General features: G+C 70.9%; 21 protein-coding genes. 18 read left to right on the top strand and 3 right to left on the bottom strand.

The window, feature by feature from the left end; genetic code table 11:
• Nucleotides 1–17 precede the first annotated feature (17 nt).
• Together ACTIF1_RS00190 and yghU are read right to left on the bottom strand one after the other, a co-directional pair.
• Nucleotides 18–2,585 (bottom strand): HWE histidine kinase domain-containing protein, encoded by a 2,568-nt coding sequence (locus ACTIF1_RS00190; RefSeq protein WP_439594341.1) that lies wholly within the window; start codon nucleotides 2,583–2,585, stop codon nucleotides 18–20.
• A 202-nt stretch (nucleotides 2,586–2,787) separates the two neighbouring features.
• Nucleotides 2,788–3,663, bottom strand: coding sequence for a glutathione-dependent disulfide-bond oxidoreductase (yghU, locus tag ACTIF1_RS00185; RefSeq protein ID WP_439594340.1), 876 nt, complete (start codon nucleotides 3,661–3,663; stop codon nucleotides 2,788–2,790).
• A 138-nt stretch (nucleotides 3,664–3,801) separates the two neighbouring features.
• Between yghU and paoA the strand changes: the two genes are divergently transcribed.
• The 3 genes from paoA to paoC are packed head-to-tail and all read left to right on the top strand — an operon-like array spanning nucleotide 3,802 to nucleotide 7,511.
• Entirely contained in the window at nucleotides 3,802–4,368 is a 567-nt protein-coding gene (gene paoA, locus ACTIF1_RS00180; RefSeq protein ID WP_439594339.1) for an aldehyde dehydrogenase iron-sulfur subunit PaoA, read from the top strand.
• On the top strand, nucleotides 4,365–5,315 hold the full coding sequence (locus ACTIF1_RS00175) for an FAD binding domain-containing protein (RefSeq protein WP_439594338.1): 951 nt from the start codon (nucleotides 4,365–4,367) through the stop codon (nucleotides 5,313–5,315). Before paoA ends, ACTIF1_RS00175 begins: the two co-directional genes overlap by 4 nt.
• Nucleotides 5,316–5,318: 3 nt before the next feature.
• Nucleotides 5,319–7,511 (top strand): aldehyde oxidoreductase molybdenum-binding subunit PaoC, encoded by a 2,193-nt coding sequence (gene paoC / locus ACTIF1_RS00170; protein WP_439594337.1) that lies wholly within the window; start codon nucleotides 5,319–5,321, stop codon nucleotides 7,509–7,511.
• Nucleotides 7,512–7,514: 3 nt separating this feature from the next.
• On the opposite strand, the gene ACTIF1_RS00165 is transcribed toward paoC, so the two are convergent.
• Nucleotides 7,515–8,228 (bottom strand): GntR family transcriptional regulator, encoded by a 714-nt coding sequence (locus ACTIF1_RS00165; protein WP_439594336.1) that lies wholly within the window; start codon nucleotides 8,226–8,228, stop codon nucleotides 7,515–7,517.
• Nucleotides 8,229–8,358: 130 nt separating this feature from the next.
• Here ACTIF1_RS00165 and ACTIF1_RS00160 point away from each other — a divergent pair, with 130 nt between their 5' ends.
• From ACTIF1_RS00160 to mnhG, 15 genes are all read left to right on the top strand, one after another.
• Nucleotides 8,359–9,339: a Bug family tripartite tricarboxylate transporter substrate binding protein gene (locus ACTIF1_RS00160; protein ID WP_439594335.1), complete on the top strand. Its 981-nt coding sequence runs from the start codon at nucleotides 8,359–8,361 to the stop codon at nucleotides 9,337–9,339.
• 8 nt (nucleotides 9,340–9,347) lie between these two features.
• Complete coding sequence (gene araD, locus ACTIF1_RS00155) at nucleotides 9,348–11,090, top strand: L-arabinonate dehydratase (RefSeq protein WP_439594334.1); 1,743 nt, start codon at nucleotides 9,348–9,350, stop codon at nucleotides 11,088–11,090.
• A 13-nt stretch (nucleotides 11,091–11,103) separates the two neighbouring features.
• Nucleotides 11,104–11,820: a ribonuclease activity regulator RraA gene (locus tag ACTIF1_RS00150; RefSeq protein ID WP_439594333.1), complete on the top strand. Its 717-nt coding sequence runs from the start codon at nucleotides 11,104–11,106 to the stop codon at nucleotides 11,818–11,820.
• A 27-nt stretch (nucleotides 11,821–11,847) separates the two neighbouring features.
• Nucleotides 11,848–12,822 carry a C4-dicarboxylate TRAP transporter substrate-binding protein gene (locus tag ACTIF1_RS00145; RefSeq protein WP_439594332.1) on the top strand — a complete coding sequence of 325 codons (975 nt, stop codon included), beginning with the start codon at nucleotides 11,848–11,850 and terminating at the stop codon, nucleotides 12,820–12,822.
• Between the two features lie 4 nt (nucleotides 12,823–12,826).
• Complete coding sequence (locus tag ACTIF1_RS00140) at nucleotides 12,827–13,315, top strand: TRAP transporter small permease (protein WP_439594331.1); 489 nt, start codon at nucleotides 12,827–12,829, stop codon at nucleotides 13,313–13,315.
• Nucleotides 13,312–14,589 (top strand): TRAP transporter large permease, encoded by a 1,278-nt coding sequence (locus ACTIF1_RS00135; protein WP_439594330.1) that lies wholly within the window; start codon nucleotides 13,312–13,314, stop codon nucleotides 14,587–14,589. The genes ACTIF1_RS00140 and ACTIF1_RS00135 overlap by 4 nt, the downstream gene beginning before the upstream one ends.
• A 12-nt stretch (nucleotides 14,590–14,601) precedes the next feature.
• The gene (uxuA, locus tag ACTIF1_RS00130; protein ID WP_439594329.1) at nucleotides 14,602–15,771 is read left to right on the top strand and encodes a mannonate dehydratase; all 1,170 of its coding nucleotides are present in this window, start codon (nucleotides 14,602–14,604) and stop codon (nucleotides 15,769–15,771) included.
• On the top strand, nucleotides 15,771–17,240 hold the full coding sequence (locus ACTIF1_RS00125; RefSeq protein WP_439594652.1) for a mannitol dehydrogenase family protein: 1,470 nt from the start codon (nucleotides 15,771–15,773) through the stop codon (nucleotides 17,238–17,240). The genes uxuA and ACTIF1_RS00125 overlap by 1 nt, the downstream gene beginning before the upstream one ends.
• A gap of 245 nt (nucleotides 17,241–17,485) precedes the next feature.
• Nucleotides 17,486–17,965, top strand: a complete 480-nt coding sequence (locus tag ACTIF1_RS00120) for a PTS sugar transporter subunit IIA (RefSeq protein WP_439594328.1) — start codon at nucleotides 17,486–17,488, stop codon at nucleotides 17,963–17,965.
• A gap of 9 nt (nucleotides 17,966–17,974) precedes the next feature.
• Nucleotides 17,975–20,920, top strand: a complete 2,946-nt coding sequence (locus ACTIF1_RS00115; protein WP_439594327.1) for a monovalent cation/H+ antiporter subunit A — start codon at nucleotides 17,975–17,977, stop codon at nucleotides 20,918–20,920.
• Nucleotides 20,920–21,264: a Na+/H+ antiporter subunit C gene (locus tag ACTIF1_RS00110; protein ID WP_439594326.1), complete on the top strand. Its 345-nt coding sequence runs from the start codon at nucleotides 20,920–20,922 to the stop codon at nucleotides 21,262–21,264. The genes ACTIF1_RS00115 and ACTIF1_RS00110 overlap by 1 nt, the downstream gene beginning before the upstream one ends.
• Nucleotides 21,261–22,868, top strand: coding sequence for a monovalent cation/H+ antiporter subunit D (locus ACTIF1_RS00105; RefSeq protein ID WP_439594325.1), 1,608 nt, complete (start codon nucleotides 21,261–21,263; stop codon nucleotides 22,866–22,868). The genes ACTIF1_RS00110 and ACTIF1_RS00105 overlap by 4 nt, the downstream gene beginning before the upstream one ends.
• Complete coding sequence (locus ACTIF1_RS00100; protein WP_439594324.1) at nucleotides 22,865–23,356, top strand: Na+/H+ antiporter subunit E; 492 nt, start codon at nucleotides 22,865–22,867, stop codon at nucleotides 23,354–23,356. The genes ACTIF1_RS00105 and ACTIF1_RS00100 overlap by 4 nt, the downstream gene beginning before the upstream one ends.
• A complete protein-coding gene (locus ACTIF1_RS00095; protein WP_439594323.1) occupies nucleotides 23,353–23,646 on the top strand; it encodes a K+/H+ antiporter subunit F in 294 nt (97 codons plus the stop codon). Before ACTIF1_RS00100 ends, ACTIF1_RS00095 begins: the two co-directional genes overlap by 4 nt.
• On the top strand, nucleotides 23,643–24,011 hold the full coding sequence (mnhG, locus tag ACTIF1_RS00090; protein ID WP_439594322.1) for a monovalent cation/H(+) antiporter subunit G: 369 nt from the start codon (nucleotides 23,643–23,645) through the stop codon (nucleotides 24,009–24,011). The genes ACTIF1_RS00095 and mnhG overlap by 4 nt, the downstream gene beginning before the upstream one ends.
• Nucleotides 24,012–24,131 lie beyond the last annotated feature (120 nt).

Genomic DNA, 24,131 nt, shown 5'->3' with positions numbered 1-24,131 from the left:
TCTTTCGGTCCCCGCTCTCACAACGGCGCGTGCGGCGCCGCCTCCGGCGGCACCAGGCGGCACAGCGCCGCGGCCAGGGCGGCCCGGTCCACCGGCTTGCGCAGCAGCGCCGTGGGGCCCTGGCCGCCTTCCGGCGTCCAGCCCCCGGGCAATTCGCTGTAGCCGGTGGCGAAGACCACCGGCACGCCCTGCGCCAGCAGCAGGTCCGCCACCGGGAAGGCAGCCTGGCCGCCGAGGTTCACATCCAGCACGGCGGCGTCCAGCCGTGGCGTCTCCGCCAGGCGCAGCGCCTCGGCCAGCGTCGCTGCCGGCCCCGCCACCTCGCAGCCCAGCCCGCGCAGCGTCTCCTCCAGGTCCAGCGCCACCAGCGGCTCGTCCTCGACCAGCAGGATGCGCCGGCCGGCCAGCCGCGCCAGCGGTGGCGGCGCGGCCGCAGCCTCCGCATCCGTCGGGGCGGTCGCGGGCTCGCGCAGCGCCACGCGGTCCGCGCCGATCCGCAGGCGGGCATGCAGCCCGGCCGGGCGCCAGTCCATCGTCAGGCTGCCGCCCAATTGCCCGGTGACGGTGGCCGCGATCATCCGCGAACCGAAGCCGCGATGCGCCGGCGCGCCCGCCAGCGCCGCGCCATCCTCCCGCCAGTCCAGGCGCAGCCCGCCATCCGCCTCGACCTGCCAATCCACCGCCAGCCTGCCGCCGGGGGCGGAAAGCGCGCCGTATTTCGCGGCATTGGTTGCCAGTTCATGCAGCACCAGCGACAGCGGTTGCACCGCATCCGGCGCCAGCCAGACCGGCGGCCCCTCGATCCGCAGGCGGTCCTCCGCGCCATAGGCGGCTAGTTCCGTCCGCACCAGCTCCCGCAGGCTGCCGCCGGCCCAGCTTTCGCGCGCCAGCAGCGTATGGGCGCGCGCCAGGGCGTTCACCCGCCCTTCCACGGCCGTGGCGAAATCCCGCGGCCGCTCCGCCCGCGTCAGCCGCAGGATGGATTGCACCACGGCCAGCGCGTTCTTGGCGCGGTGGTCCACCTCCCGCATCAGCAGCGTCTGGCGTTCCTCCGTGGCGCGGCGATCGGTGATATCCTCGCCCGAGGCGATCACGGCGATCAGCCTGCCCGCGGCATCGCGCAGCACGGCATTGCGCCAGACCAGCAGCCGCTCCGTGCCATCGGCGCGCAGCACCGCGTTTTCGGTACTGGCGGCGCCATCCTCGGTGCCCTGCGCCAGGCCCTGGAAAAGCCGCCGCAACTGCGGGCGCAGGCGCGGCGGCACGAAACCCTCGAACCAGTCCCGGCCCACCGCCTCGTCCTCGTGCCGCAGCCCCAGCACGGACAGGCCGTGGCGGTTGATGCTGCGCACCCGCCCATCCGGGCCGAGCACGACCAGCACCGCCTGCGCCATGTCGAAATAGAGCCGGGCGCGGTCGCGTTCCGCGCGCAGCTCGGCCGCCGCCTCCTCCGCCGCCGCCGCGCGGCCCTCGGAGACGGAGCGGGCGCGCGTGGTCTCCGCCGCCTGGGCCAGCACCACGCGCAGCGCCTCGAATTCCGCAACGGGGGCGGCGGCCAGGGCGGAGGGCGTGGCGCCCCCTGCCGCAAGCTCCTGCGCCTCCCGCGCCAGGGCGCGCACGGGGTCCAGCAGCCGCCGCGCCAGCAGGCCGGCGAGCAGCAGCCCCAGGGCCAGCAGCGCCGCGCCCGCGATGACGAGGCGTTCGAGCGGGCTGCGCCAGGCGGCCTGGTAGGTGGCGCGGGAGGCGGTGACCACCACGGCCCAGGGCACGCGGTCCAGCCGCTGGAAGGCGGCGACGATGGCGGCACCATCCAGCGAGGGGCCGGAGGCCTGGCCGATCGTCAGGTTCCGCAGCGGCGCCGCCACCCAGTCCGGCGCGACGCGGCCGGTGGAGGTGGCGTGGTTCAGGGACCGGGCGATGATGCGGCCATCCTCCACCTGGATCAGCCCGGCGATCTCCCCCTCCCGCACCAGGGCCAGCATCGCGGCCAGGCGGGCGGGGTCGAAGGCCAGCAGGATGGCCAGCGGCGCCGGGCCCTCGCCGGGGCGGCGCCCGGGCGCCAGCACGGGCGTGACCACGGCCAGCACCGGCCGCTGCGCGACGCTGCCGGTGAAGAGGTTGGTGACGGCCGGCTGGCCGCTTGCGGTGGCGCGGCGGATCCAGGGCTGCGCCGCGGCGGCGGGCAGCGGCGCACCCAGCGGGCGCTGCGTGTTGAACAGCTGCTCGCCATCGGCGCGGACCAGCAGCACCCAGCCACCGAAGGCATTGCCCACGGTGCGCGCCCGCTCATAAAGCTCCGCGATCGCCTCCTCCGGCGCGCTGTCGCCGCTTTCGGCCAGGGCGCGCAGCGCGCGCGTGCCGGCGAGGGAACTGGCGGCGGTCACCGCCACCTCGATCTCCCGGTCGATGGCGACCGCCAGCGTGCGCGCGCCGCCCTGCAGCGCATTCTCCACGGCCTGGCGATAGGCACGCCCGAGCTCCCAGGCGGTCAGGCCCCCCGCGAGCAGCGCCGGCAGCAGGACCGCGAGGGTCAGGCGAAGCAGATGCGCCCGAAGCGTCAGGGGGCGCCCCGAAGCAGGGGCCATGCGGGGTCCTTGGGCGGATGGTTCGATCCGGCACGCGGCCGGAACGCCTTCCCCGCATTAGGGGCGCATGTGCCGGGTGGAAAGCCGCCTCGGGCGCGGGTCGCGCCCCGCGGCGGCGCCCGATGCGGCATTTCCGGCGCTTGCGGTGCGGCCGGCGGTCAACACAGTTTCGTGTTCGCCCCCGCCCGGCCGCCGCGCAAGCTCAGCCGCCCGGGGCGAGCTTGTCCTGCGTGCGCGTCTCGAAGTCGCGCGCGTCGTGTCGCTCATGCAGTTGCATCGCCGGATCGCCGAAGCTGCGGTTCACCATGCGGCCGCGCTGCACGGCGGGGCGTGCCGCGATGGCATCCGCCCAGCGGTTCACGTGCTTGTATTCCTGCACCTGCAGGAATTCCGCGGCGTCGTAGAGCCAGCCCTTCACCAGCCCGCCATACCAGGGGAAGACCGCCATATCGGCGATGGTATAGTCCGCGCCGCCCAGGAATTCGCTCTCCGCCAGGCGGCGGTCGAGCACATCCAGCTGGCGTTTCACCTCCATCGCGAAGCGGTCGATCGGGTATTCCATCTTGCTCGGCGCATAGGCGTAGAAATGGCCGAAGCCGCCGCCGAGATAGGGCGCGCTGCCCATCTGCCAGAACAGCCAGGACAGGCATTCGGCGCGCGGCGCGGGGTCCTTCGGCAGGAAGGCGCCGAACTTCTCGGCCAGATGCACCAGGATGGCGCCGGATTCGAAGATGCGGATCGGGGTCGGCCCGCTGCGGTCCATCAGCGCCGGGATCTTGGAATTCGGATTGACCTCGACGAAGCCGCTGCCGAATTGCGCGCCGTCGCGGATCGAGATCAGCCAGGCATCGTATTCGGCCCCGCCATGCCCGGCGGCCAGAAGTTCCTCCAGCAGGATGGTCACCTTCACGCCATTCGGCGTGGCCAGGGAATAGAGCTGCAGCGGGTGGCGGCCCACCGGCAACGCCTTCTCATGCGTCGGGCCGGCGACGGGGCGGTTGATGCTGGCGAACTGCCCGCCATTCTCGCGGTTCCAGGTCCAGATCTTGGGCGGGGTATAGGGGGCGGTCTCGGTCATGCCTGCGGGTTCCAGATGAACTCGCGGGAGATGTGGAGTGGCCGTGGCGCGGCTCAAGCGTCTGACAGCGCGGGGCGAGGCAACGTTTGTGGCCCGGCTGCGCTGTGACGTCACACCGTGCCCCCCGGAGCTGCCGAGATGCCCCCAGACGAGCCCACCGAATCGCCCCAGCGCCATCCGCGCGCCGCAACCCCCAGCCTGGCGCAGCTCTCGCTGCGCGTGAACGGCACGGCGCATGCGCTGGAGCTGGATACCCGCACCACGCTGCTGGATGCGCTGCGCGAGGCGCTGCAGCTGACCGGCACCAAGAAAGGCTGCGACCACGGCCAATGCGGCGCCTGCACCGTGCTGGTGGAAGGGCGGCGCATCTATTCCTGCCTGACGCTCGCCGTGATGCATGACGGCGAGGAGGTGACCACCATCGAGGGCCTGGGCAGCGCGGAGGCGCCACACCCGATGCAGGCGGCCTTCGTCAAGCATGACGGCTACCAGTGCGGCTACTGCACGCCCGGGCAGATCTGCAGCGCCGTCGCGGTGCTGGCGGAGATCGAGGCCGGCATCCCCAGCCATGTCAGCGAGGACCTCGACGCGCCGCGCCGGACCAATGAGGAGATCCGGGAGCGGATGAGCGGCAATATCTGCCGCTGCGGCGCCTATGCCAATATCCTTGATGCGATCAACGATGTCGCGGAGCGCGCGGCATGACCCCCTTCACCTATGAGCGCGCGCAGGACCCGGCCGCGGCCGCAGCGGCGGCCGCGCGCAGCCCCTCGGCGAAATTCATCGCGGGTGGGACCAATCTGCTGGACCTGATGAAGCTGCGCATCGAGACGCCCGGCCATCTGATTGACGTGAACGGACTCGCGCTGGACCGCATCGAGCCGACGGCGGAGGGCGGGCTGCGCATCGGCGCGCTGGTTCGCAACACGGACCTGGCCGCCGATGCGCGGGTGCGGCGCGACTATGCCGTGCTGTCGCGCGCGCTGCTCGCCGGCGCCTCCGGCCAGCTGCGCAACAAGGCGACCACGGCGGGCAACCTGCTGCAACGCACACGTTGCCCCTATTTCTACGACACCGACCAGCCTTGCAACAAGCGCGTGCCCGGCAGCGGCTGCGCCGCCATCGCGGGCTACAGCCGGCAGCTGGCCGTGGTCGGCGGCAGCGAGGCCTGCATCGCCACCCATCCCAGCGACATGGCTGTGGCGATGCGGGCGCTGGATGCGGTGGTGGAGACGGTGCGGCCCGATGGCGCGACGCGCACCATCCCGATCGCCGATTTCCACCGCCTGCCGGGCGAGACGCCGCATCTGGAAACGGTGCTGGAGCCGGGCGAGCTGATCACCGCCGTGACGCTGCCGCCGCCGGTGGGTGGCGCGCAGATCTACCGCAAGGTGCGCGACCGCGCCTCCTACGCCTTCGCCCTTGTCTCCGTCGCCGCCATCATCCAGCGCGATGGCAGCGGCGCGGTGGCACTCGGCGGCGTGGCGCCGAAGCCATGGCGGCGGGCGGAGGCCGATGCCGCGCTGCCGCAGGGTGCGCAGGCCAGTGCCGCCGCGCTGATGCAGGGCGCGCGCCCAACCGAGGACAATGCCTTCAAGCTGAAGCTGGTCGAGCGCACGCTCGGCGCGGTGCTGGCCGAGGCGAGGAGCTGAGCCATGCGCTTCGACACCCCCGCCACCACCAATCCCATCGACCGGCTGCGCATCGTCGGCCAGCCGGTGGACCGCATCGACGGCCCGCTGAAGGTGCGCGGCGCCGCGCCCTATGCCTATGAGCAGCACGCGGCCGTGCCGAACCAGGCCTATGGCTGGGTCATCGGTGCCGGCATCGCCCGCGGCCGCATCGCGCGCATGGATCTGGAGGCCGCCTATGCCGCGCCCGGCGTCCTCGCCATCCTGACGGCGGAGAATGCCGGGCCGCTCGACAAGGGCAAGCGCAATGCCGCGCCGCTGCTCGGCGGGCCGGAGATCACGCATTACCACCAGGCCATCGCGCTGGTGATCGCCCGAACCTTCGAGCAGGCACGCGATGCCGCGCAGCGCATCACGGTGAGCTATGCGAAGGAGGAAGGTGCCTTCGACCTGGCGGAAGCCAGGGCGGAAGGCGTCGGCCCTTCGAAGGATTCGCCGGATTCCAAGGTCGGTGATTTCGACACGGCCTTTGCGCAGGCCCCGGTGCAGCTGGACGCCACCTATACCACGCCGGACCAGAGCCATGCGATGATGGAGCCGCATGCGAGCCTCGCGGCCTGGGATGGCGACCGGCTGGAGGTCTGGACCTCGAACCAGATGGTCGCCTGGGCGCATGAGGACCTGGCCAAGACTCTGCGCCTGAAGAAGGAACAGGTGCGGATCCGCTCCCCCTATGTCGGCGGCGGTTTCGGCGGCAAGCTGTTCCTGCGCGCGGATGTCGTCCTGGCGGCGCTGGGCGCGCGGCTGGCGGGGCAGCCGGTGAAGGTGGCGCTGCAGCGGCCGCTGATCGCGAACAACACCACCCACCGCCCGGCCACCATCCAGCGCATCCGCCTGGGCGCCTCGCCCGACGGCAAGCTCACCGCGATCGCGCATGAAAGCTGGTCCGGCAATGTGGAAGGCGGGGAGGAGGAGAATGCGATCCAGCAGACGCGCCTGCTCTATGCCGGCGCCAACCGCCTGACCGGCACGCGCCTCGCGCATCTCGACCTGCCGGAGGGCAATGCCATGCGCGCGCCGGGCGAGGCGCCCGGCCTGCTCGCGCTGGAAGTGGCGATGGACGAGATGGCGGAAAAGCTCGGCATCGATCCGGTGGCATTCCGCATCCTCAACGACACGCAGGAGGACCCCGAGAAGCCGGGCCGGCCTTTCTCCCAGCGCCAGCTGGTGCAATGCCTGCGTCTGGGGGCCGAGCGCTTCGGCTGGGACCGGCGCAAGGCGCAGCGCGGCACGCGGCGCGAGGGCCGCTGGCTGATCGGCCTCGGCATGGCCGTGGGCTTCCGCAACAACATGGTGGAGAAATCCGGCGCCAGGGTGCGGCTGGAGCGTGACGGCACGGTGATTGTCGAGACCGACATGACCGATATCGGCACCGGCAGCTACACCATCATCGCGCAGACGGCGGCGGAGATGATGGGCGTTGCGCTGGATCGCGTGGTGGTGCGATTGGGCGATTCCAGCTTCCCGGCCTCGGCGGGCTCGGGTGGGCAGTGGGGCGCCAATACCTCCACCGCCGGCGTCTATGCCGCCTGCGTGAAGCTGCGCGAGCAGGTGGCGCAGGCGCTTGGCCTCAACAGCGCCGATCTCGACTTCGCCGATGGCATGGTGCGGTCCGGCGCGCGCAGCATCCCGCTGGCGGATGCGGCGCGCGAAGGCGCGCTGAACGCCGAGGACGTCATCGAATTCGGCGATCTGCAGAAGCGCTACCAGCAATCCACCTTCGCAGGCCACTTCGTGGAGGTCGCGGTGGATGCGGCGACGGCGGAGGTGCGGGTGCGGCGCATGCTGGCGGTCTGTGCCGCGGGCCGCATCCTCAACCCCAAATCCGCGCGCAGCCAGGTGATCGGCGCCATGACCATGGGCCTCGGCGCCGCGCTGATGGAGGAGCTGGCCGTCGACAGGCGCCAGGGCTTCTTCGTCAACCACGACCTGGCGGGCTACGAGGTGCCGGTGCATGCCGATGTGCCGCGGCAGGAGGTGATCTTCCTCGACGAGACGGATCCGATCTCCTCGCCGATGAAGGCGAAGGGCGTGGGCGAGCTCGGCCTCTGCGGCGTGGGCGCGGCGGTGGCGAATGCGATCCACAATGCCACCGGCATCCGCGTGCGGGACTATCCGATCACGCTCGACAAGCTGCTGGACCGCCTGCCGGGCTGATCCTCAGGCGAAGAAGCCGGGGTTGGCGGCGCGCAGCCGGTCGGCCTCGGCAAAGGTGCCGGAGAGATGCGCGCGCAGCGCCGCCTCCGCGCGCGGGACATCGGCGGCGAGGATGGCCTCGGCCAGCGCCTCATGCTGCTGCAGCACCGCCTCGGTCTTGCCGGGCTCCGGCAGGTGCAGGCGGCGCAGCCGGTCCAGATGGCCGCCGCGGCTGCGCACCAGCTCGCGCAGCCCGGGCACGCGCGCAGCGCTGAACAAGGCCATGTGGAAGGCCTCGTCGGCCTCGGCGAAGGTCGCGCGGTCGTCCTCGCGCAGCACGGCGCGCATGCGCTGCAACTCCGCGCGCAACGTCTCCTCCAGCTCCGGCGCCGGGGCGCGGGCCAGGCGCCGCACCACTTCCACCTCCAGCGCCAGGCGCAGGAAATGCGCCTCCCGCGCATGGTTCAGGTCGATGCGGGAGACGCGCGTGGCGGATTGCGGCACCACCTCGATCAGATGCTCGTCCTGCAGGCGGATCAGCGCCTCCCGCACCGGGGTCTGGCTGATGCCGAGGCGCTGCGCGATGGCGAGGCGCGAGACGACGGAGCCCGGCGGCAGGGCGAGGGAGATCAGCGCCTCGCGCAGCCGCGCATAGGCGATATCGGCGGCCGAGCGGCGCGGACCGACGGGGGAGAGGGCCGAGAGCTCGGCCTCGGCATCCGGAAAGACGGAGTTCATCGCGACGTCCCTTTAGCAGCCGCCGTGGCGCCGACCAGAATTCATATTGACGTTCTGGAATCTAACATATCAGATACGTCTGTCCGCAAGCGAGCCTTGTCGAGCCCGCGCAGGACGGAGGAAGTGATCCATGCGCCCAACCCCCCGCCGCCTGGCGCTCGCTGCGCTATTCTCGTTGGCCGCCCTGCCGGCCCTCGCCCAGGGGCGTGCCGCCGCCTGGCCCAGCCAGCCGATCCGCGTCATCGTCCCCTTCGCCGCAGGCACCTCCGACACCGTGGCCCGGCTGGTCGGCGCCGAGATGTCGAAGACCCTCGGCCAGCCGCTGGTGATCGAGAACCGCCCCGGCGCCGGCGGCAATATCGGCACGGAGGTCTGTGCGCGCGCGGCGCCGGATGGCTACACGATCTGCCTCGGCACCATCAGCAGCCACGCCATCAACCCGGCGATCTATCCGCGCCTGCCCTATGACAACCTGCGCGACTTCGCGCCGATCACGCAGCTTTCGGCGCAGCCCAACGCGCTGGCGGTGACCAACGCCTTTCCGGCGCAGACCGTGCCGGAACTGGTGGCGCTGCTGCGCAGCCGCCAGGCGCGCGACGTGGCCTTCGGCACTTCCGGCGTCGGCACCTCCGTGCATCTCGCCGGCACGCTGTTTGGCCAATTGACCGGGACGGAGCTGGAGCATGTGCCCTATCGCGGCAGCGCCGGCGTGGCCACGGCGCTGATGGGCGGCGAGCTGCCCATGGCCTTCGACAACCTCTCCTCCGTCTGGCCGCTGGCGCGGGAGGGCAAGCTGCGCGTGCTCGGCGTCACTTCCCTGCAGCGCAACCCCGCGGCGCCGGACGTGCCGGCGGTGGCGGAGACGGTGCCGGGCTTCGAGAGCCTGTCCTGGAACGGCTTCTTCGCCCCCGCCCGCACGCCGCCCGAGATCGTGCTGCGCCTGCACCGCGAAGCGGTGGCGGCCTTGGCCCAGCCCAGCGTGGCGGACCGCTTCCGCGACCTCGGCATCACCGCCAACGGCACCTCGCCGGATGAATTCCGCAGCTTCGTCGCCAGCGAGACCGCGCGCTGGGGCGAGGTGGCGCGCCGCGCCCGCATCCAGATCGACTGAGAGCACTGATGACCGAAACGCCCCGCAAGAAGCCTGAGGAATTGCGCAGCGCCCGCTGGTTCGGGCCCGCCGATCTGCGCTCCTTCGGCCACCGTTCCCGCACCATGCAGATGGGCTACGCGCCGGAGGAATGGCAGGGCCGGCCGGTCATCGCCATCGTCAATACCTGGTCCGACCTGAACCCCTGCCACACGCACCTCCGCCAGCGGGCGGAGGATGTGAAGCGCGGCGTGCTGATGGCCGGCGGCTTCCCCGTGGAGCTGCCGGCGCTGTCGCTGTCCGAGAGCCTGGTGAAGCCCACCACCATGCTCTACCGCAACATGCTGGCGATGGAGACGGAGGAGCTGCTGCGCAGCCACCCGATCGACGGCGCCATCCTGATGGGCGGCTGCGACAAGACCACGCCGGGCCTGCTGCTTGGCGCCACCAGCATGGACATTCCCGCGATCTTCGTCCCGGCGGGCCCGATGCTGCGCGGCAATTGGGGCGGCAAGGTCCTGGGGTCCGGCTCCGACAGCTGGAAATACTGGGACGAGCTGCGCGCGGGCAGGATCACGCAGCAGGACTGGCTCGGCGTGGAAGCGGGCATCGCACGCAGCCACGGCACCTGCATGACCATGGGCACGGCCAGCACCATGACGGCGATTGCCGAGGCGGTGGGCATGGTGCTGCCGGGCGGTTCCTCGATCCTCGCGGCGGACGCCGGCCATATCCGCCTGTGTTCCGAAAGTGGCCGCCGCATCGTGGAAATGGTGTGGGAGGATCTGACGCCGAAGCGCATCCAGACCCACAAGGCGTTTCTCAACGCGATCAACGTCGCCATGGCGATGGGCTGTTCCACCAATGCGATCATCCACCTGATCGCCATGGCCCGCCGCGCGGGCCACGATATCGGCCTGGACGATTTCGAACGCGCCAGCCGCGTGGTGCCCGTCATCGGCAATGTCCGCCCCTCCGGCAGCACCTATCTGATGGAGGATTTCTTCTACGCCGGCGGCATTCTTGGCCTGATGGAGCGGATGCGCGAACATCTGCACCTGGACTGCATGACCGTCTCCGGCCGCGCGCTGGGCGAGAACATCGCGGGGGCCAAGGTCTACAATGACGACGTGATCCGGCCGCTGGACAATCCGATCTACGGCGAGGGGTCGCTGGCGGTGCTGAAGGGCAACCTCGCCCCCGATGGCTGCGTGATCAAGCCGGCGGCGATGGACCAGAAATTCCTGAAGCACAGCGGCCCGGCGCTGGTCTTCGACGACTATCCCAGCATGAAGAAGGCGGTGGATGACGAGACTCTCGACATCACGCCGGACCATGTGCTGGTGCTGCGCAATGCGGGGCCGCAGGGCGGGCCGGGCATGCCGGAATGGGGCATGCTGCCGATGCCGAAGCGCCTGCTGAAGGAGGGCCATAGGGACATGCTGCGCCTGTCCGATGCGCGCATGTCCGGCACCAGCTACGGCGCCTGCGTGCTGCACGTCGCCCCGGAAAGCTACATCGGCGGTCCGCTCGCCCTGCTGCGGACGGGCGATATCGTGGAGGTCGACGTCGCCGCGCGCAGCATCAACATGCGCGTCTCCGAGGAGGAACTGGCGCGCCGCCGCGCCGCCTGGACCCCGCCGCCGCCCCGCTTCGAACGCGGCTACGGCTATGCCTTCACGAAACACGTCCAGCAGGCCAATGAGGGCTGCGACTTCGATTTCTTGCGCACCGACTTCGGCGCCCCAGTGCCCGAGCCGGTCATCTACTGAAAGGCACCCTGCAATGGCTTTGAGTGACACTACGCGAAAACTGCTCCGCAAGGTCAGCACCGCCACCGTCGCCACCATCCTCTTCAAGCGCGGCCTGCGCAACCAGATGATCCAGGGCGTGCTGCCGCTGCATCCGGTGACGGAAAGCATGGTCGGCGAGGCGGTGACCGTGCGCTATATCCCGGCGCGCGAGGATCTGAACGGCCTCGAGGTCTTCAAGGACCCCGCCCACCCGCAGCGCCGCGCGGTGGAGAATTGCCCGGCCGGCAAGGTGCTGGTCTTCGACAGCCGCAAGGATGCGCGTGCCGCTTCCGCCGGCGCCATCCTGGTCGGTCGCCTCAAGGCGCGCGGCGTCGCCGGCGTGGTGACCGATGGCGGATTTCGCGATAGCGCGGAGATCGCGGCCCTCGGCATCCCCGCCTATCACCAGCGGCCCTCGGCGCCCACGAACCTCACGCTGAACCAGGCCATCGACATCGACGTGCCGATCGCCTGCGGCGATGCGCCGGTCTTCCCGGGCGATGTGCTGCTCGGCGATGCCGATGGCGTCATCGTCATCCCGGCGCATCTGGCGGAGGAGATCGCCGTCGAGGCCACCGAGATGACGGCCTATGAGGATTTCGCCGCGGCCAAGGTGGCCGAAGGCCGCAGCCTGGTCGGCCTCTACCCGGCGACCGATCCCGCCAGCCTCACCGAATTCGCCACCTGGCGCCAGAAACGGGGCGTCTGAACCAAGAACAAACAGGAGGAACACGCCATGATCACCCGTCGTCTTGCCCTCACCGCCACGCTCGCCACGCCTTTCCTCGCGCGCCCGGCGCTTGCCCAGGCCGCGACGCTGAACGTGAACTCGGCACTGACGGCGGATGATCCGCTGTTCAAGGGTCTCGAGGCCTTCAAGCAGGGCGTCGAGACGCGCAGCAATGGCCGCCTCCAGGTGCGGCTCTATCCGTCGTCGCAGCTCGGCTCGGATGAGGATGTGCTGGAACAGGCGCGCGCCGGCGCGGGCGTCGCCGTGGTGGTCGATGGCGGGCGCCTCGCGCCCTTCGTCCGCGAATTCGGGATTCTGGGCGCGCCCTATATCGCCAACGGCTTTCCCGAATTGCGCAAGCTCGCCACCTCGCCGCTGTTTGACCGCTGGGCGGACCGGCTGCGCACCGCCTCCGGCCACCAGGTGCTGTCCTTCAACTGGTTCCAGGGCGACCGCCACCTGCTGACCAACCGCGCCATCAATGCGCCGGCGGATCTCAACGGCCTGCGCCTGCGCACGCCGGGCGCGCCGGTCTGGCTGGAGACGATCCGCGCCATGGGCGCCACGCCCACGCCGCTGCCCTGGACGGAAGTCTATTCCGCCCTGCAGCTGCGCGCGATCGATGCGGCGGAGGCGCAGTACCCCGCGCTCTGGGGCTCCCGCCTGTATGAGGTGGTGCGCTTCATCACCAAGACCTCGCACATCAACCTGATCACCGGGCTGATCGGATCCCGCATCTGGTTCGACCGCCAGCCGGCCGACCTCCGCACCATCCTGCGGGAGGAGGCGCTGAAGGGCGGCGATACCGGGTCCCAGGCCACGCTCGCCTCGCTGGAGGATTTCGAGACGCGGCTGAAGGCGCAGGGCCTCACCATCACCACGCCGGACCTCGCACCGTTCCGAGAGGCGACGAAGGTGGTCTACGACAAGCTGAACTACACGGCGGTGCGGCGCGAAGTCGAAGCCGTGTTGGCGGCCTGAGCCGATGCGCGCACTGGAAAAGGCGGAGGAGACCGTGGGCATCACGCTCTTCGCCGCCGTCTGCCTGTTGGTGCTGCTCGGCGCCGTCACCCGCACCATCGGCATGCCGCTGATCTGGGCCGTGGATGTGGCCCAGCTGCTGTTTGCCTGGACCGCGGTGCTCGGTGCCGATGTCGCGCTGAAGCGCTGGCAGCACATCGAGATCGACATTCTGGTGCGCGCCTTCCCGGCCTCGGTCCGGCGGCTTCTCGCCTATGCCTGGCTGGTGCTGATCATCGTCTTCCTGGCCGCGCTGGTCTGGCTGGGGGCGGAGCTGACGCTGCTGAACCTGGAGCGGGAGCTGGGCGATACGCCGATCTCCTATGGCTGGGTCACGGCGGCGATCCCGGTGGGGGCGGCGCTGATGCTGCTCACCACCACCGTGCGCCTGGTGCGTGGCCTGATGGGCCGACAGGCGATCACCACCGGCAGCGTGGATGGGATGGTGCTATGACGGCTGTTGTCAGCGGGGCCTTCTTTGTCCTGATGTTCCTGGGCATGCCGGTGGCCTTCGCCATCGGCACCGCCGCCTTCCTCTTCTACCTCTTCGGCCCCATGCCGCCCGCCATCGCGGTCCAGAAGATCGTCTCGGCCACACAATCCTTTCCGCTGCTGGCCGTGCCGCTCTTCGTGCTGGCCGGCCACCTGATGAACGAATCCGGCATCACCGAACGCCTCATCAAGCTGGCCAGCGTGCTGGCCGGCTGGATCCGTGGCGGGCTGGCGCAGGTGGCCATCGCGCTCTCCGCACTCATGGGTGGCGTCTCCGGCTCCGCGGTGGCGGATGCGGCGATGGAGGCGCGGATCCTCGGCCCCTCGATGCTCGCCCGCGGCTATTCGCGGGGGTTCACCTGCGCGGCCATCGCGGTGGGCTCGCTGATCACCGCCACCATCCCGCCCAGCATCGGGCTGATCCTCTACGGCTTCCTCGGCAATGTCTCGATCGGCCGGCTGTTTGTCGGCGGTATCGTGCCGGGCGTGCTGATGACGCTGTTCCTGATGGTCACCGCCTGGATCGTCGCCACGCGCCGCGGCTATGCGCCCGAACGCGCCACCCTGCCTTCGGTGCGGGAGGTGGTGAGCGGGGTCTGGGAGAGCAAATGGGCGCTGGCCTTCCCCGTCTTCCTCATCGTCGGCATCCGCTACGGCATCTTCACCCCCTCCGAGGCCGGCGCCTTCGCCGTCGCCTATGCCGTGGTCATCGGCACCGTCGTCTATCGCGAGCTGACCGTCGCCAAGCTGGTCACGGCGCTGCGGCACAGCCTGACCGATACCGGCATGATCATGCTGATCATCATGTTCTCCTCCATGATCGGCTATATGATCACGCTGGAACGCGTGCCGCAGGACGCCACCACCTTCCTGGCCGGCCTGTCGTCGAACCCGCAGGTGCTGATGCTGCTGCTGGTGGCCTTCCTGGCCTTCCTCGGCATGTTCCTGGAATCCACCGTCATCACCCTGCTGCTGACGCCGATCCTGGTGCCGGTCATCACCCGCCTGGGCATCGACCCCGTCCACTTCGGCCTGGTGATGATGACCACGGTGACGCTGGGCGGTATGACGCCGCCGGTGGGGGTTGCCATGTACACCGTCTGCGGCATGCTCGACTGCCCGATGGACGAATACACGCGGGAGGCGTTGCCCTTCCTCGCGGCCGTCATCGCGCTGATCGTGCTGATGGTCTTCTGGCCGGGGCTGGTGCTCTTCGTGCCGAACCTGGTGTTCTGAGGAGGAGCAGGCGTGGAGGAAAGCTGGCGCTGGTTCGGTCCGCTGGATGACATCCGGCTGGCGGAAATTCGCCAGACCGGCGCCAGCGGCATCGTCACCGCGCTGCACGAGATCCCCTATGGCGAGGTCTGGCCGGAAGACGCCATCCGCGCCCGCCGGGACATGATCGCCGCCGCCGGCCTGCGCTGGAACGTGGTGGAAAGCCTGCCGGTGCATGAGGATGTGAAGCGCGGCACCGGCGACCTCGCCCGCATCTTTGCCAATTACCGCGACTCCCTCCGCAACCTCGGCCGCTGCGGCATCCGCGCGGTCTGCTACAACTTCATGCCGGTGCTGGACTGGACCCGCACGGACCTGGCCCACCCGCTGCCCAGCGGCGCCGTCGCGCTGCGCTTCGATGCGGTGCGTCATGCGGCCTTCGACGTGCTGATGCTGGCCCGGCCGGGGGCGGAGGCCGAGCATCCGCCGGCCGTGCTGGCCGCGGCGCGTCGCTGGTTCGACAGCGCGTCGGAGTCGGACAAGGCGACGCTGCTCGCCACCATCATGGCCGGCCTGCCCGGCGCCTATGACCGCTACGACATCCCCGGCCTGCGCCGCATGCTCGACAGCTATGCCGGCATCGACGCCGCCGCCCTGAAGGCGAACCTCGCCCGCTTCCTGGCGGAGGTGGTGCCGGCGGCGGAGGAGGCGGGCATCGTGCTCGGCATCCATCCCGACGACCCGCCGCGCCCCATGCTCGGCCTGCCGCGCATCGTCTCCACGGCGGCCGACCTGTCCGACCTCCTGGCGGCCGTGCCGTCACCGTCGAACGGCCTGACCTTCTGCACCGGCTCGCTCGGCGCCGGCCGTGGCAACGACGTGCCGGCCATGGCCAAGAGATTCGCAGCCCAGACGGTCTTCCTGCATCTGCGCAATGTGCGGCATGAGCCGGATGGGTCCTTCCACGAGGCCGCGCATCTGGACGGCGATGTCGACATGCCGGCGGTGCTCGCGGCCTTCCTGGCCGAACAGGCGCGGCGCGGCGGCGCCCCCATCCCCTTCCGCCCGGACCATGGCCACCAGCTGCTGTCGGATGCCGGCCGCCCGACCCATCCCGGCTATCCGCTGATCGGCCGGCTGCGCGGCCTGGCGGAGCTGCGCGGCGTCCTCGCCGGGCTGCGCCATGCGGGCCGGGCCGGGTGATGCGCCTCTCGGCCGCCAGGCTCCAGCACCTGCGGCCGCATGTGCGGCGCCCGAACTACGACCGCGCGGCGGTCACCCCGGGCATCGTGCATCTCGGCCTCGGCGCCTTCCATCGCGCGCATCAGGCGGTGATGACGGAGGCGGTGCTGCGCGCCGGGGCGCGGGACTGGGGCATCCTCGCCGCCAGCCTGCGCAGCCCCGCCACCCGCGATGCGCTCTGCCCCCAGGGCGGGCTCTATACCTTCGCCGAACGCGAGGATGGGACGGAGCGGCTGCAGGTCATCGGCGCGCTGCGCGGGGTGCATGTGGCGCCGGAGGATCCGGAGGCGCTGCTGGCGGCGATGAGCGCGCCCACCACCCGCATCGTCTCCCTGACCGTGACGGAAAAGGGCTATTGCCACGACCCGGCCAGCGGCGCGCTGGACGAGTCCCACCCCGATATCCGCCACGACCTGGCGCTGCCCGTCGCGCCGCGTTCCGCGCCGGGCTTCCTGGTGGAGGCGCTGCGCCGCCGCCGCGCCGCCGGCACGCCGCCCTTCACCGTGCTGTCCTGCGACAACCTGCCCGCCAATGGCGCCACCACGCGCGCCATCACCGCCCGCCTGGCCGCGCTGCAGGACCCCGACCTCGGCGCCTGGATCGCGGGGGAGGTGGCCTTCCCCTGCACCATGGTGGACCGCATCGTGCCCGCCACCACGGAGGAGGATCGCGCCCGCATCGATGCCGCGCTCGGCCTGCAGGATGCCTGGCCGGTGGTGGGCGAAGGCTTTCGGCAATGGGTCATCGAGGACCACTTCCCCGGCGGCCGGCCGGAATGGGAGATGGCCGGCGCGCAATTCACCGCCGATGTCGCGGCCTTCGAACTGGCCAAGCTGCGCATGCTGAACGGCGCGCATTCCGCGCTGGCCTATCTCGGTTACCTGGCGGGGCACGGGACGGTGGCCGAGGCCGCGGCCGATCCCCTTTTCGCCGCCTATCTGGAGGCCTTCTGGGCCGAGGTAATGCCGAATCTGGCGCCGCCGCCCGGGCTCGACCTGCGCGACTATGCCGCCCAGCTCCTGGCCCGCTTCCGCAACCGGGCGCTGCGCCACCAGACCAGCCAGATCGCCATGGATGGCAGCCAGAAGCTGCCGCAGCGCCTGCTCGGCACCATCCGCGCGGCGCTGGCGGAAGGCCTGCCGGTCGGCTGCCTCGTCCTCGGCGTGGCGGGCTGGATGCGCTACATGGTGGGGGTGGATGAGGCGGGCGGCGCCATCCATCTGCGCGACCCGATGATCGCGGAGATCTCGCGCGCCTGCGCCCCCGGCCTGGCCGATCCCGCCGCTTTGGCGGACCGGCTGCTGGCCATCCCGGCGATCTTCGGGGAGGACCTGCCCCGCCACCCGGTCTTCCGCCCGGCGGTGCAGGCCGCCCTGGCCGGGCTGGTGGCGCGCGGCAGCCGCGCCGCGCTGCGCGAAGCCCTGGGCTGAGAATCCTCAGGCTGAGAAGGCCGCGCCCCAGGGTTCTGGAACCCGAAGCGATCACGCACGCTTCAGCAGCGGGCCCCTTTGCGGGGTCGCGCATTGCTAAAATTTCATTTTTCACCTAACCCGGTGTCCTCCCCCGCGTGCCGGTGACCCGCTTCCCGCGCGACTGCCGCCCGGGCTGGGCGCGGCTTGCCGCACGGGCCCGGTTGGCGGAAAGGGGGGCAGGGGCGCCGCGAAAGGGAGAGACGATGGCCATCACCGAACGCATCTCCGCCGCGGATGTCGTGCTCGACCTGGGCGCCAGCACCAAGCGCGGCCTGCTGCAGACCCTGGCGGCGGAGGCCGCCCGGCGCCTCGGCCGGCCGGAGCAGGAGATCCTGGATGCGCTGCAGGACCGGGAGAATCTCGGCTCCACCGCGCTCGGCCGCGGCGTCGCCCTGCCGCATGCGCGGCTGCCCGGCGAATCCCCGCCGGTGATGCTGTTCATCCGCCTGAAGCGCCCGATCGACTACGAGGCGAAGGATGACGAGCCGGTGGACCTGGTCATCCTGGTGCTCTGGCCGGAAGCCGAGCCGGAGGGCTTCCTGCCCGCCTTGTCCGAGACCTGCCGCGCGCTGCGCGAGCCGGTGGCGCTGCGCCAGCTGCGCGCCGCCGCCACGCCGGCGGAGGTGGCGGCGCTGCTGCAGCGCCATGGCCGGTCGGTGGATTCCGCTCCCGAGGCGGATTGACCCGCCCGGATGCCTGACGCCCTGCTGCTGCTGACCCTTCTGGTCCTGCCCTTCCTCGGCGCCATCGCGGCCGGGGTGCTGCCGAGCCATGCGCGCAACACAGCCTCCGGCCTCGCGGGCGCCATTGCCCTGGTCAACCTGGCGCTGGTCTGGGCCGCCTATCCCACGGTGGCGGCCGGCGGCGTGCTGCGGGCGGAATTCGCCTGGATGCCGAGCCTGGGGCTGAACCTGGTGCTGCGGATGGATGGCTTCGCCTGGCTCTTCGCCGGCATGGTCACCGGCATCGGCGCGCTGGTCGTGCTCTATGCCCGCTACTACATGGCGGCCGACGACCCGGTGCCGCGCTTCTTCGCCTTCCTGCTGGCCTTCATGGGCGCCATGACGGGCGTGGTGATCGCCGGCAATATCATCCAGCTCGCCTTCTTCTGGGAGCTGACCAGCCTCTTCTCCTTCCTGCTGATCGGCTATTGGCACCACACGGCGCCAGCCCGCGATGGCGCGCGCATGGCGCTGACCATCACCGCCGCCGGCGGGCTCGCGCTCTTCGCGGGCATGCTGGTGCTGGGCCATATCGTCGGCAGCTATGACCTGGATGTGGTGCTGGCCTCCGGCGACCTGATCCGGGACCATCCGCTGTACCTCGCAGCCCTGCTGCTGATCCTGCTCGGCGCCCTGACCAAAAGCGCGCAATTCCCCTTCCACTTCTGGCTGCCGCACGCCATGGCGGCGCCGACGCCGGTCTCCGCCTATCTGCATTCCGCCACCCTGGTGAAGGCCGGCGTCTTCCTGCTGGCGCGGCTCTGGCCGGTGATGGCGGGGACCGACGAATGGACCTGGCTGGTGGGCGGCGCTGGGCTGATCACCCTGGTGCTCGGCGCCTATATCGCCATCTTCCAGAACGACCTGAAGGGCCTGCTGGCCTATTCCACCATCAGCCATCTCGGCCTCATCACCCTGCTGCTGGGGTTGCGGAGCGAGCTGGCGCTGGTCGCCGCCATTTTCCACATCCTCAACCACGCCGCCTTCAAATGCTCGCTCTTCATGGCCGCCGGCATCATCGACCATGAGACGGGCACGCGGGACATCCGGCGCCTGTCCGGGCTGAACCGCTCCATGCCCTTCACCGCGCGCCTGGCGCTGGTGGCCGCCGCGGCGATGGCCGGCGTGCCGCTGCTGAACGGCTTCATCTCGAAGGAGATGTTCTTCGCCGAGGCGCTCTCGGCCGAGCTGCAGGTGGTGCCGCTGCTGAACATCCTGCCGTTCGCCGCCATGCTGGCGAGTGCCTTCAGCGTCACCTATTCGCTGCGCTTCATCCATGGCGCCTTCTTCGGCCCGGAGCCCAGGGACCTGCCGCAGACGCCGCATGAGCCGGCGAGCTGGATGCGCTTTCCGGTCGAGATCCTGGTGCTGGTCTGCATCATGGTGGGCGTGCTGCCGGCGGCGACCGTCGGCCCCTTCCTGCATTTCGCCGCGCAATCCGTGCTGGGCCCGGCCATGCCGGAATACAGCCTTTCGGTCTGGCACGGCTTCAACCTGCCGCTGCTGATGAGCCTGCTGGCGCTGGCCGGCGGCGTGCTGCTCTACGTGCTGCTGCAATCGCGCCTGCGCGTCGGCATGGATGGCCCGCCGGTGATCCGCCGCCTGGAAGGCCGCCGCATCTTCGAACGCAGCATGGTCTTCCTGTCCTGGCGCCTGGCCCGGCTGCTGGAAAGCTGGGCCGGCACGCGGCGGCTGCAGCCGCAGCTCCGGCTGATCCTGGGCATCGCCCTGCTGGCCGGCGCCGCGGCGGTCTGGCTGCGCGGCATCGGCCCGGGCAATCTGGTGCCGGCGCCGATCGACCCGGTGCTGGTGCTGATCTGGGCGGTGGGCGCGGCCTGCGCGCTGGGCGCCGCCTGGCAGGCCAAGTATCACCGGCTGGCGGCGCTGATCCTGGTCGGCGGCGCCGGCCTCGTCGTCTGCATCACCTTCGTCTGGTTCTCCGCCCCCGACCTGGCGCTGACCCAGCTGACGGTCGAGATCGTCACCACCGTGCTGCTGCTGCTCGGCCTGCGCTGGCTGCCCAAGCGCCACCATATGCCCGGGGAGCGGGGGCCGGAGGTGCTGACCCGCGGCCGCCGCATGCGCGACCTGGCGATCGCCGTCGGTGCCGGCCTCGGCATGGCGGCGCTGAGCTATTTCGTGATGACGCGCACCCCGCCCGACCTGCTGGCACGGCACTTCCTGGAGCGCGGCTATACCCAGGGCGGCGGCACCAATGTGGTGAATGTCATCCTGGTGGATTTCCGCGGCTTCGACACGCTGGGCGAGATCTTCGTGGTCGCCGCCGTGGCGCTGGCCACCTTCGCCCTGCTGCGCCGCTTCCGCCCGGCGCCGGACAGCCGGGAGGTGCCGGAACAGCAGCGCGACCAGGCGCCGGGGGCCCAAGGGAGCAGCCGCCATGGCGCGGCCAGCGGCCCGGGCTCCGACTGGCTGCTGGTGCCCTTCATGCTGACCCGCCTGGTCTTCCCGGTGATCGTCATCACCGCCTTCTTCCTGCTGCTGCGCGGGCATGACCTGCCGGGTGGCGGCTTCTCCGCCGGCATGGTCGTGGCGATCGCCATCATCCTGCTCTACATGATCGGCGGCACCGACTGGACCGAGGACCGCCTGCGGCTGCGGCCGCAGATCTGGATCGGCACCGGGCTGCTGCTGGCCACCGGCACGGGCCTGGCCGCGCTGGCCTTCGGCAAGCCCTTCCTGACGTCCTATTTCGAGTATGCGGAGCTGCCGGTGATCGGCCGGATCCCCGTTGCCAGCGCGCTGCTGTTCGATATCGGCGTCTTCGCGCTGGTGGTGGGCGCCACGCTGCTGATGCTGATCGCACTCGCCCACCAGTCGGTCCGTGCGCATCGCGCCACTCCCCGCGCTGTGCCGCGTGCTGTGCCGCAGGTGCCCTCTGCCGGGGGAGACGCCTGATGGAACTCGTCCTGTCGCTCGGCATCGGCGTGCTCGCCGGCTCCGGCATCTGGCTGCTGCTGCGGCCGCGCACCTTCCAGGTCATCATCGGCCTGTCGCTGCTCTCCTATGCCGTGAACCTCTTCATCTTCTCCACCGGCGGGCTGCGCACCGGCGCGGCGGCGATCCTGCAGCCGGGGGAGGTGGGCACCCTGGCCCGCTATGCGGACCCGCTGCCGCAGGCGCTGGTGCTGACCGCCATCGTCATCAGCTTCGCCACCACGGCGCTGCTGCTGGTGGTGCTGCTGGCCGCGCGCGGCCTGACCGGCACCGACCACGTGGATGGGCGGGAGCGGGAGCGGTGACCGGCTGGATGGACCACCTGACCATCGCGCCGATCGTGCTGCCGATGCTGGTCGGCATCGCCATGATCCTGGCCGGCGACCGTTTCCGCCACGCCACGGTTGCCATGGGCCTCGCCTCCTGCCTCGGCCTGGTGGTGCTGGCCGTGCTGCTGCTGGGCATCGCCGATGCGCCGGTGGTGCGGGTCTATCGCCTGGGCGACTGGCCCGCGTTGTTCGGCATCGTGCTGGTGCTGGACCGGCTCTCGGCGCTGATGCTGCTGCTGGTCGCGATCCTGGGCCTGGCCGCCTTCACCTTCTCGCTGGCCCGCTGGCATCGCGCCGGGCCGAATTTCCACCCGCTGTTCCAGTTCCAGCTGATGGGGCTGAACGGCGCCTTCCTGACCGGCGACCTGTTCAACCTGTTCGTCTTCTTCGAGGTGATGCTCGCCGCCTCCTACGGCCTGGCCCTGCACGGATCGGGCACCGCGCGGGTGCGGGCGGGGCTGCACTACATCATCATCAACCTGGTCGCCTCCCTGCTGTTCCTGGTCGGCGTCAGCGTCATCTACGGCATCGGCGGCACGCTCAACATGGCCGACCTCGCCATGCGGATGCGTGACGTGGCGCCGGAGGATCGTGCGCTGCTGGAGGCCGGCGCGGCGGTGCTGGGCATCGCCTTCCTGACCAAGGCGGCGATGTGGCCGCTGGGCTTCTGGCTGTCCCCCACCTATGCCGCGGCCAGCACGCCGGCGGCGGCGGTGCTGTCCATCCTCAGCAAGGTCGGCATCTATGCCGTGCTGCGCGTCTGGCTGCTGCTGTTCGGCATGGATGCCGGGGAGTCGGCCGGCTTCGGCGGCGGCTGGATCACGCTGGGCGGCCTGCTCACCATCGCCTTCGGCTCCATCGCCGTGCTGGCGACGCAGAACCTGTCGCGGCTGGCGGGCGCCAGCGTCATGGTCTCCTCCGGCACCTTGCTGGCCGCGATCGGCACGGGGCAGGTGGCGGCCACCGCCGGCGCGCTGTTCTACCTGGCGAGTTCCGTCCTCGCGATCGGCGCCTTCTTCCTGCTGATCGAACTGGTGGAGCGGGGCCGCGAGGTGGGCGCCGATGTGCTGGCCGTGACCCGCGAGGCCTTCGGCAGCGGCGAGGAGGAGGAGGAGGAGGATGAGGATGCGGTCGGCGTCGTCATTCCCGGCTCCGTCGCCATCCTGGGCCTCGCCTTCCTGACCTGCACGCTGCTGCTGGCGGGCCTGCCGCCGCTCTCCGGCTTCCTGGCGAAATTCGCCATCCTCTCGCCCCTGCTGGGCAGCGGCACCGCCCCGGTGCCGCCGATGGCCTGGGTGCTGCTGGCCGCCCTCGTGCTCTCGGGCCTGGCGGCGGTGGTCGCCATGGTGCGGGCCGGCATCGATGTCTTCTGGGCCTCCCCGGCACAGCGCATCCCGCGCATCCGCCTGGTGGAGATCGCCCCGGTCGGCCTGCTGCTGCTGCTCTGCGCCGCGCTCACCGCCGGGGCCGGCCCGGTGATGCGCTACATGCAGGACACCGCCCAGGCCCTGCATGCGCCCGGCGGCTATCTGGGCGGCGTTCTGACCATGCAGGCGCCGCCGGCGGAGCCGCCGCGATGAGGCGCCTGCTGCCCTTCCCGATCTTCGCCCTGGCCGTGGCCGCGCTGTGGCTGCTGCTGGTCGGCAGCGTGAAGCCGGGCAGCCTGCTGCTGGCGGCCGGCTTCGGCCTGGCCGGCGGCTGGATGCTGGCGGCGCTGACCCCGCCGCGCAGCCGGCTGCGCCGCCTGGCCGGCATCCCCGAGCTGGTCTGGATGGTGATGGTGGAGGTGGTGCGCTCCAACAATTCGGTGGCGCGGATCATCCTCGGCCAGGGCGCGACGCAGGCGCGGCGGTCCGGCTTCGTGCGCATCCCGCTCGATATGCGCAGCCCCTATGGCCTGGCCGCGCTCGCCTGCATCCTGACCGCGGCGCCCGGCACCGTCTGGGTGGAATACGACAGCGTGGAGAACACGATGCTGCTGCATGTGCTCGACCTGATCGACGAGGAAGGCTGGGTGCGCATCATCAAGGACAGGTGGGAGCGCCGGCTGATGGAGATCTTCGAATGAGCCCGACCCTGGCCTGGGCGCTTCTCTCCTGGTCGCTGCTGCTGGCGCAGATCCTGCTGGTGGCCGCCATGGGCTGCGCCTGCACCCGCGCGCTGCGCGGGCCGCGGGCGCAGGACCGGGTGCTGGCGCTGGACACCATGTATGTGAATGCCGCCATGCTGCTGCTGGTCTTCGGCATCCGTACCGGCACCACCCACTACTTCGAGGCGGCGCTGCTGATCTCCCTGCTCGGCTTCGCCGCCACCGCCGCGCTGTCGAAGTTCCTGATGCGCGGGGAGGTCATCGAATGATGGGGCAGGCGGAGATCTCGCTGTGGCTGGCGGTGCCGGTGGCGCTGCTGCTGCTGCTGGGCGCGACGCTGGCGCTGATCGGCTCCGTCGGCCTGCTGCGGCTGCACAGCTTCTACGACCGCATCCATACGCCGACGCTGGGCACCTCGCTCGGCATCGGCTGCATCCTGGCGGCCTCGATGCTGTTCTTCTCCGTGCTGCAGACGCGGTTCGTGCTGCATGAACTGCTGATCGCGGTCTTCATGGTGGTGACCACGCCCGTCACGCTGATGCTGCTGGCCCGCGCCGCGCTGTACCGGGACCAGCAGGAGGGGAATCCCGAGGTGCCGCCGCTGCCGCCGCGGCTGGACCGCGCGGAAGGCTGAGCGGGAGCTGCGCCTTGCTCCCCCCACCCTCCCTGCTTCCTTCGGCCATAAGTCTGTCCTATAAGCCTGCCCCATAGGGCCGCGCGCAAGACCGCCCCGTGGAGGATGCCATGCGGTTCA

It is taken from the genome of Falsiroseomonas sp. (assembly GCF_051860665.1).
Classification (GTDB): domain Bacteria; phylum Pseudomonadota; class Alphaproteobacteria; order Acetobacterales; family Acetobacteraceae; genus Falsiroseomonas.
Note: the sequence above shows the minus strand (reverse complement) of the source record. Positions and strands in the feature narration are given on the sequence as shown.

What these genes read in the sequence shown, in the direction of transcription:
- ACTIF1_RS00110 (WP_439594326.1), top strand. Translation starts at nt 20,920, where the DNA reads ATGGAACTCGTCCTGTCGCTCGGCATCGGCGTGCTCGCCGGCTCCGGC.
- ACTIF1_RS00145 (WP_439594332.1), top strand. Translation starts at nt 11,848, where the DNA reads ATGATCACCCGTCGTCTTGCCCTCACCGCCACGCTCGCCACGCCTTTC.
- ACTIF1_RS00095 (WP_439594323.1), top strand. Translation starts at nt 23,353, where the DNA reads ATGAGCCCGACCCTGGCCTGGGCGCTTCTCTCCTGGTCGCTGCTGCTG.
- ACTIF1_RS00160 (WP_439594335.1), top strand. Translation starts at nt 8,359, where the DNA reads ATGCGCCCAACCCCCCGCCGCCTGGCGCTCGCTGCGCTATTCTCGTTG.
- ACTIF1_RS00140 (WP_439594331.1), top strand. Translation starts at nt 12,827, where the DNA reads ATGCGCGCACTGGAAAAGGCGGAGGAGACCGTGGGCATCACGCTCTTC.
- paoC (WP_439594337.1), top strand. Translation starts at nt 5,319, where the DNA reads ATGCGCTTCGACACCCCCGCCACCACCAATCCCATCGACCGGCTGCGC.
- araD (WP_439594334.1), top strand. Translation starts at nt 9,348, where the DNA reads ATGACCGAAACGCCCCGCAAGAAGCCTGAGGAATTGCGCAGCGCCCGC.
- ACTIF1_RS00100 (WP_439594324.1), top strand. Translation starts at nt 22,865, where the DNA reads ATGAGGCGCCTGCTGCCCTTCCCGATCTTCGCCCTGGCCGTGGCCGCG.
- ACTIF1_RS00120 (WP_439594328.1), top strand. Translation starts at nt 17,486, where the DNA reads ATGGCCATCACCGAACGCATCTCCGCCGCGGATGTCGTGCTCGACCTG.
- paoA (WP_439594339.1), top strand. Translation starts at nt 3,802, where the DNA reads ATGCCCCCAGACGAGCCCACCGAATCGCCCCAGCGCCATCCGCGCGCC.
- ACTIF1_RS00190 (WP_439594341.1), bottom strand. Translation starts at nt 2,585, where the DNA reads ATGGCCCCTGCTTCGGGGCGCCCCCTGACGCTTCGGGCGCATCTGCTT.
- ACTIF1_RS00115 (WP_439594327.1), top strand. Translation starts at nt 17,975, where the DNA reads ATGCCTGACGCCCTGCTGCTGCTGACCCTTCTGGTCCTGCCCTTCCTC.
- yghU (WP_439594340.1), bottom strand. Translation starts at nt 3,663, where the DNA reads ATGACCGAGACCGCCCCCTATACCCCGCCCAAGATCTGGACCTGGAAC.
- ACTIF1_RS00135 (WP_439594330.1), top strand. Translation starts at nt 13,312, where the DNA reads ATGACGGCTGTTGTCAGCGGGGCCTTCTTTGTCCTGATGTTCCTGGGC.
- ACTIF1_RS00165 (WP_439594336.1), bottom strand. Translation starts at nt 8,228, where the DNA reads ATGAACTCCGTCTTTCCGGATGCCGAGGCCGAGCTCTCGGCCCTCTCC.
- ACTIF1_RS00150 (WP_439594333.1), top strand. Translation starts at nt 11,104, where the DNA reads ATGGCTTTGAGTGACACTACGCGAAAACTGCTCCGCAAGGTCAGCACC.
- ACTIF1_RS00175 (WP_439594338.1), top strand. Translation starts at nt 4,365, where the DNA reads ATGACCCCCTTCACCTATGAGCGCGCGCAGGACCCGGCCGCGGCCGCA.
- mnhG (WP_439594322.1), top strand. Translation starts at nt 23,643, where the DNA reads ATGATGGGGCAGGCGGAGATCTCGCTGTGGCTGGCGGTGCCGGTGGCG.
- ACTIF1_RS00125 (WP_439594652.1), top strand. Translation starts at nt 15,771, where the DNA reads ATGCGCCTCTCGGCCGCCAGGCTCCAGCACCTGCGGCCGCATGTGCGG.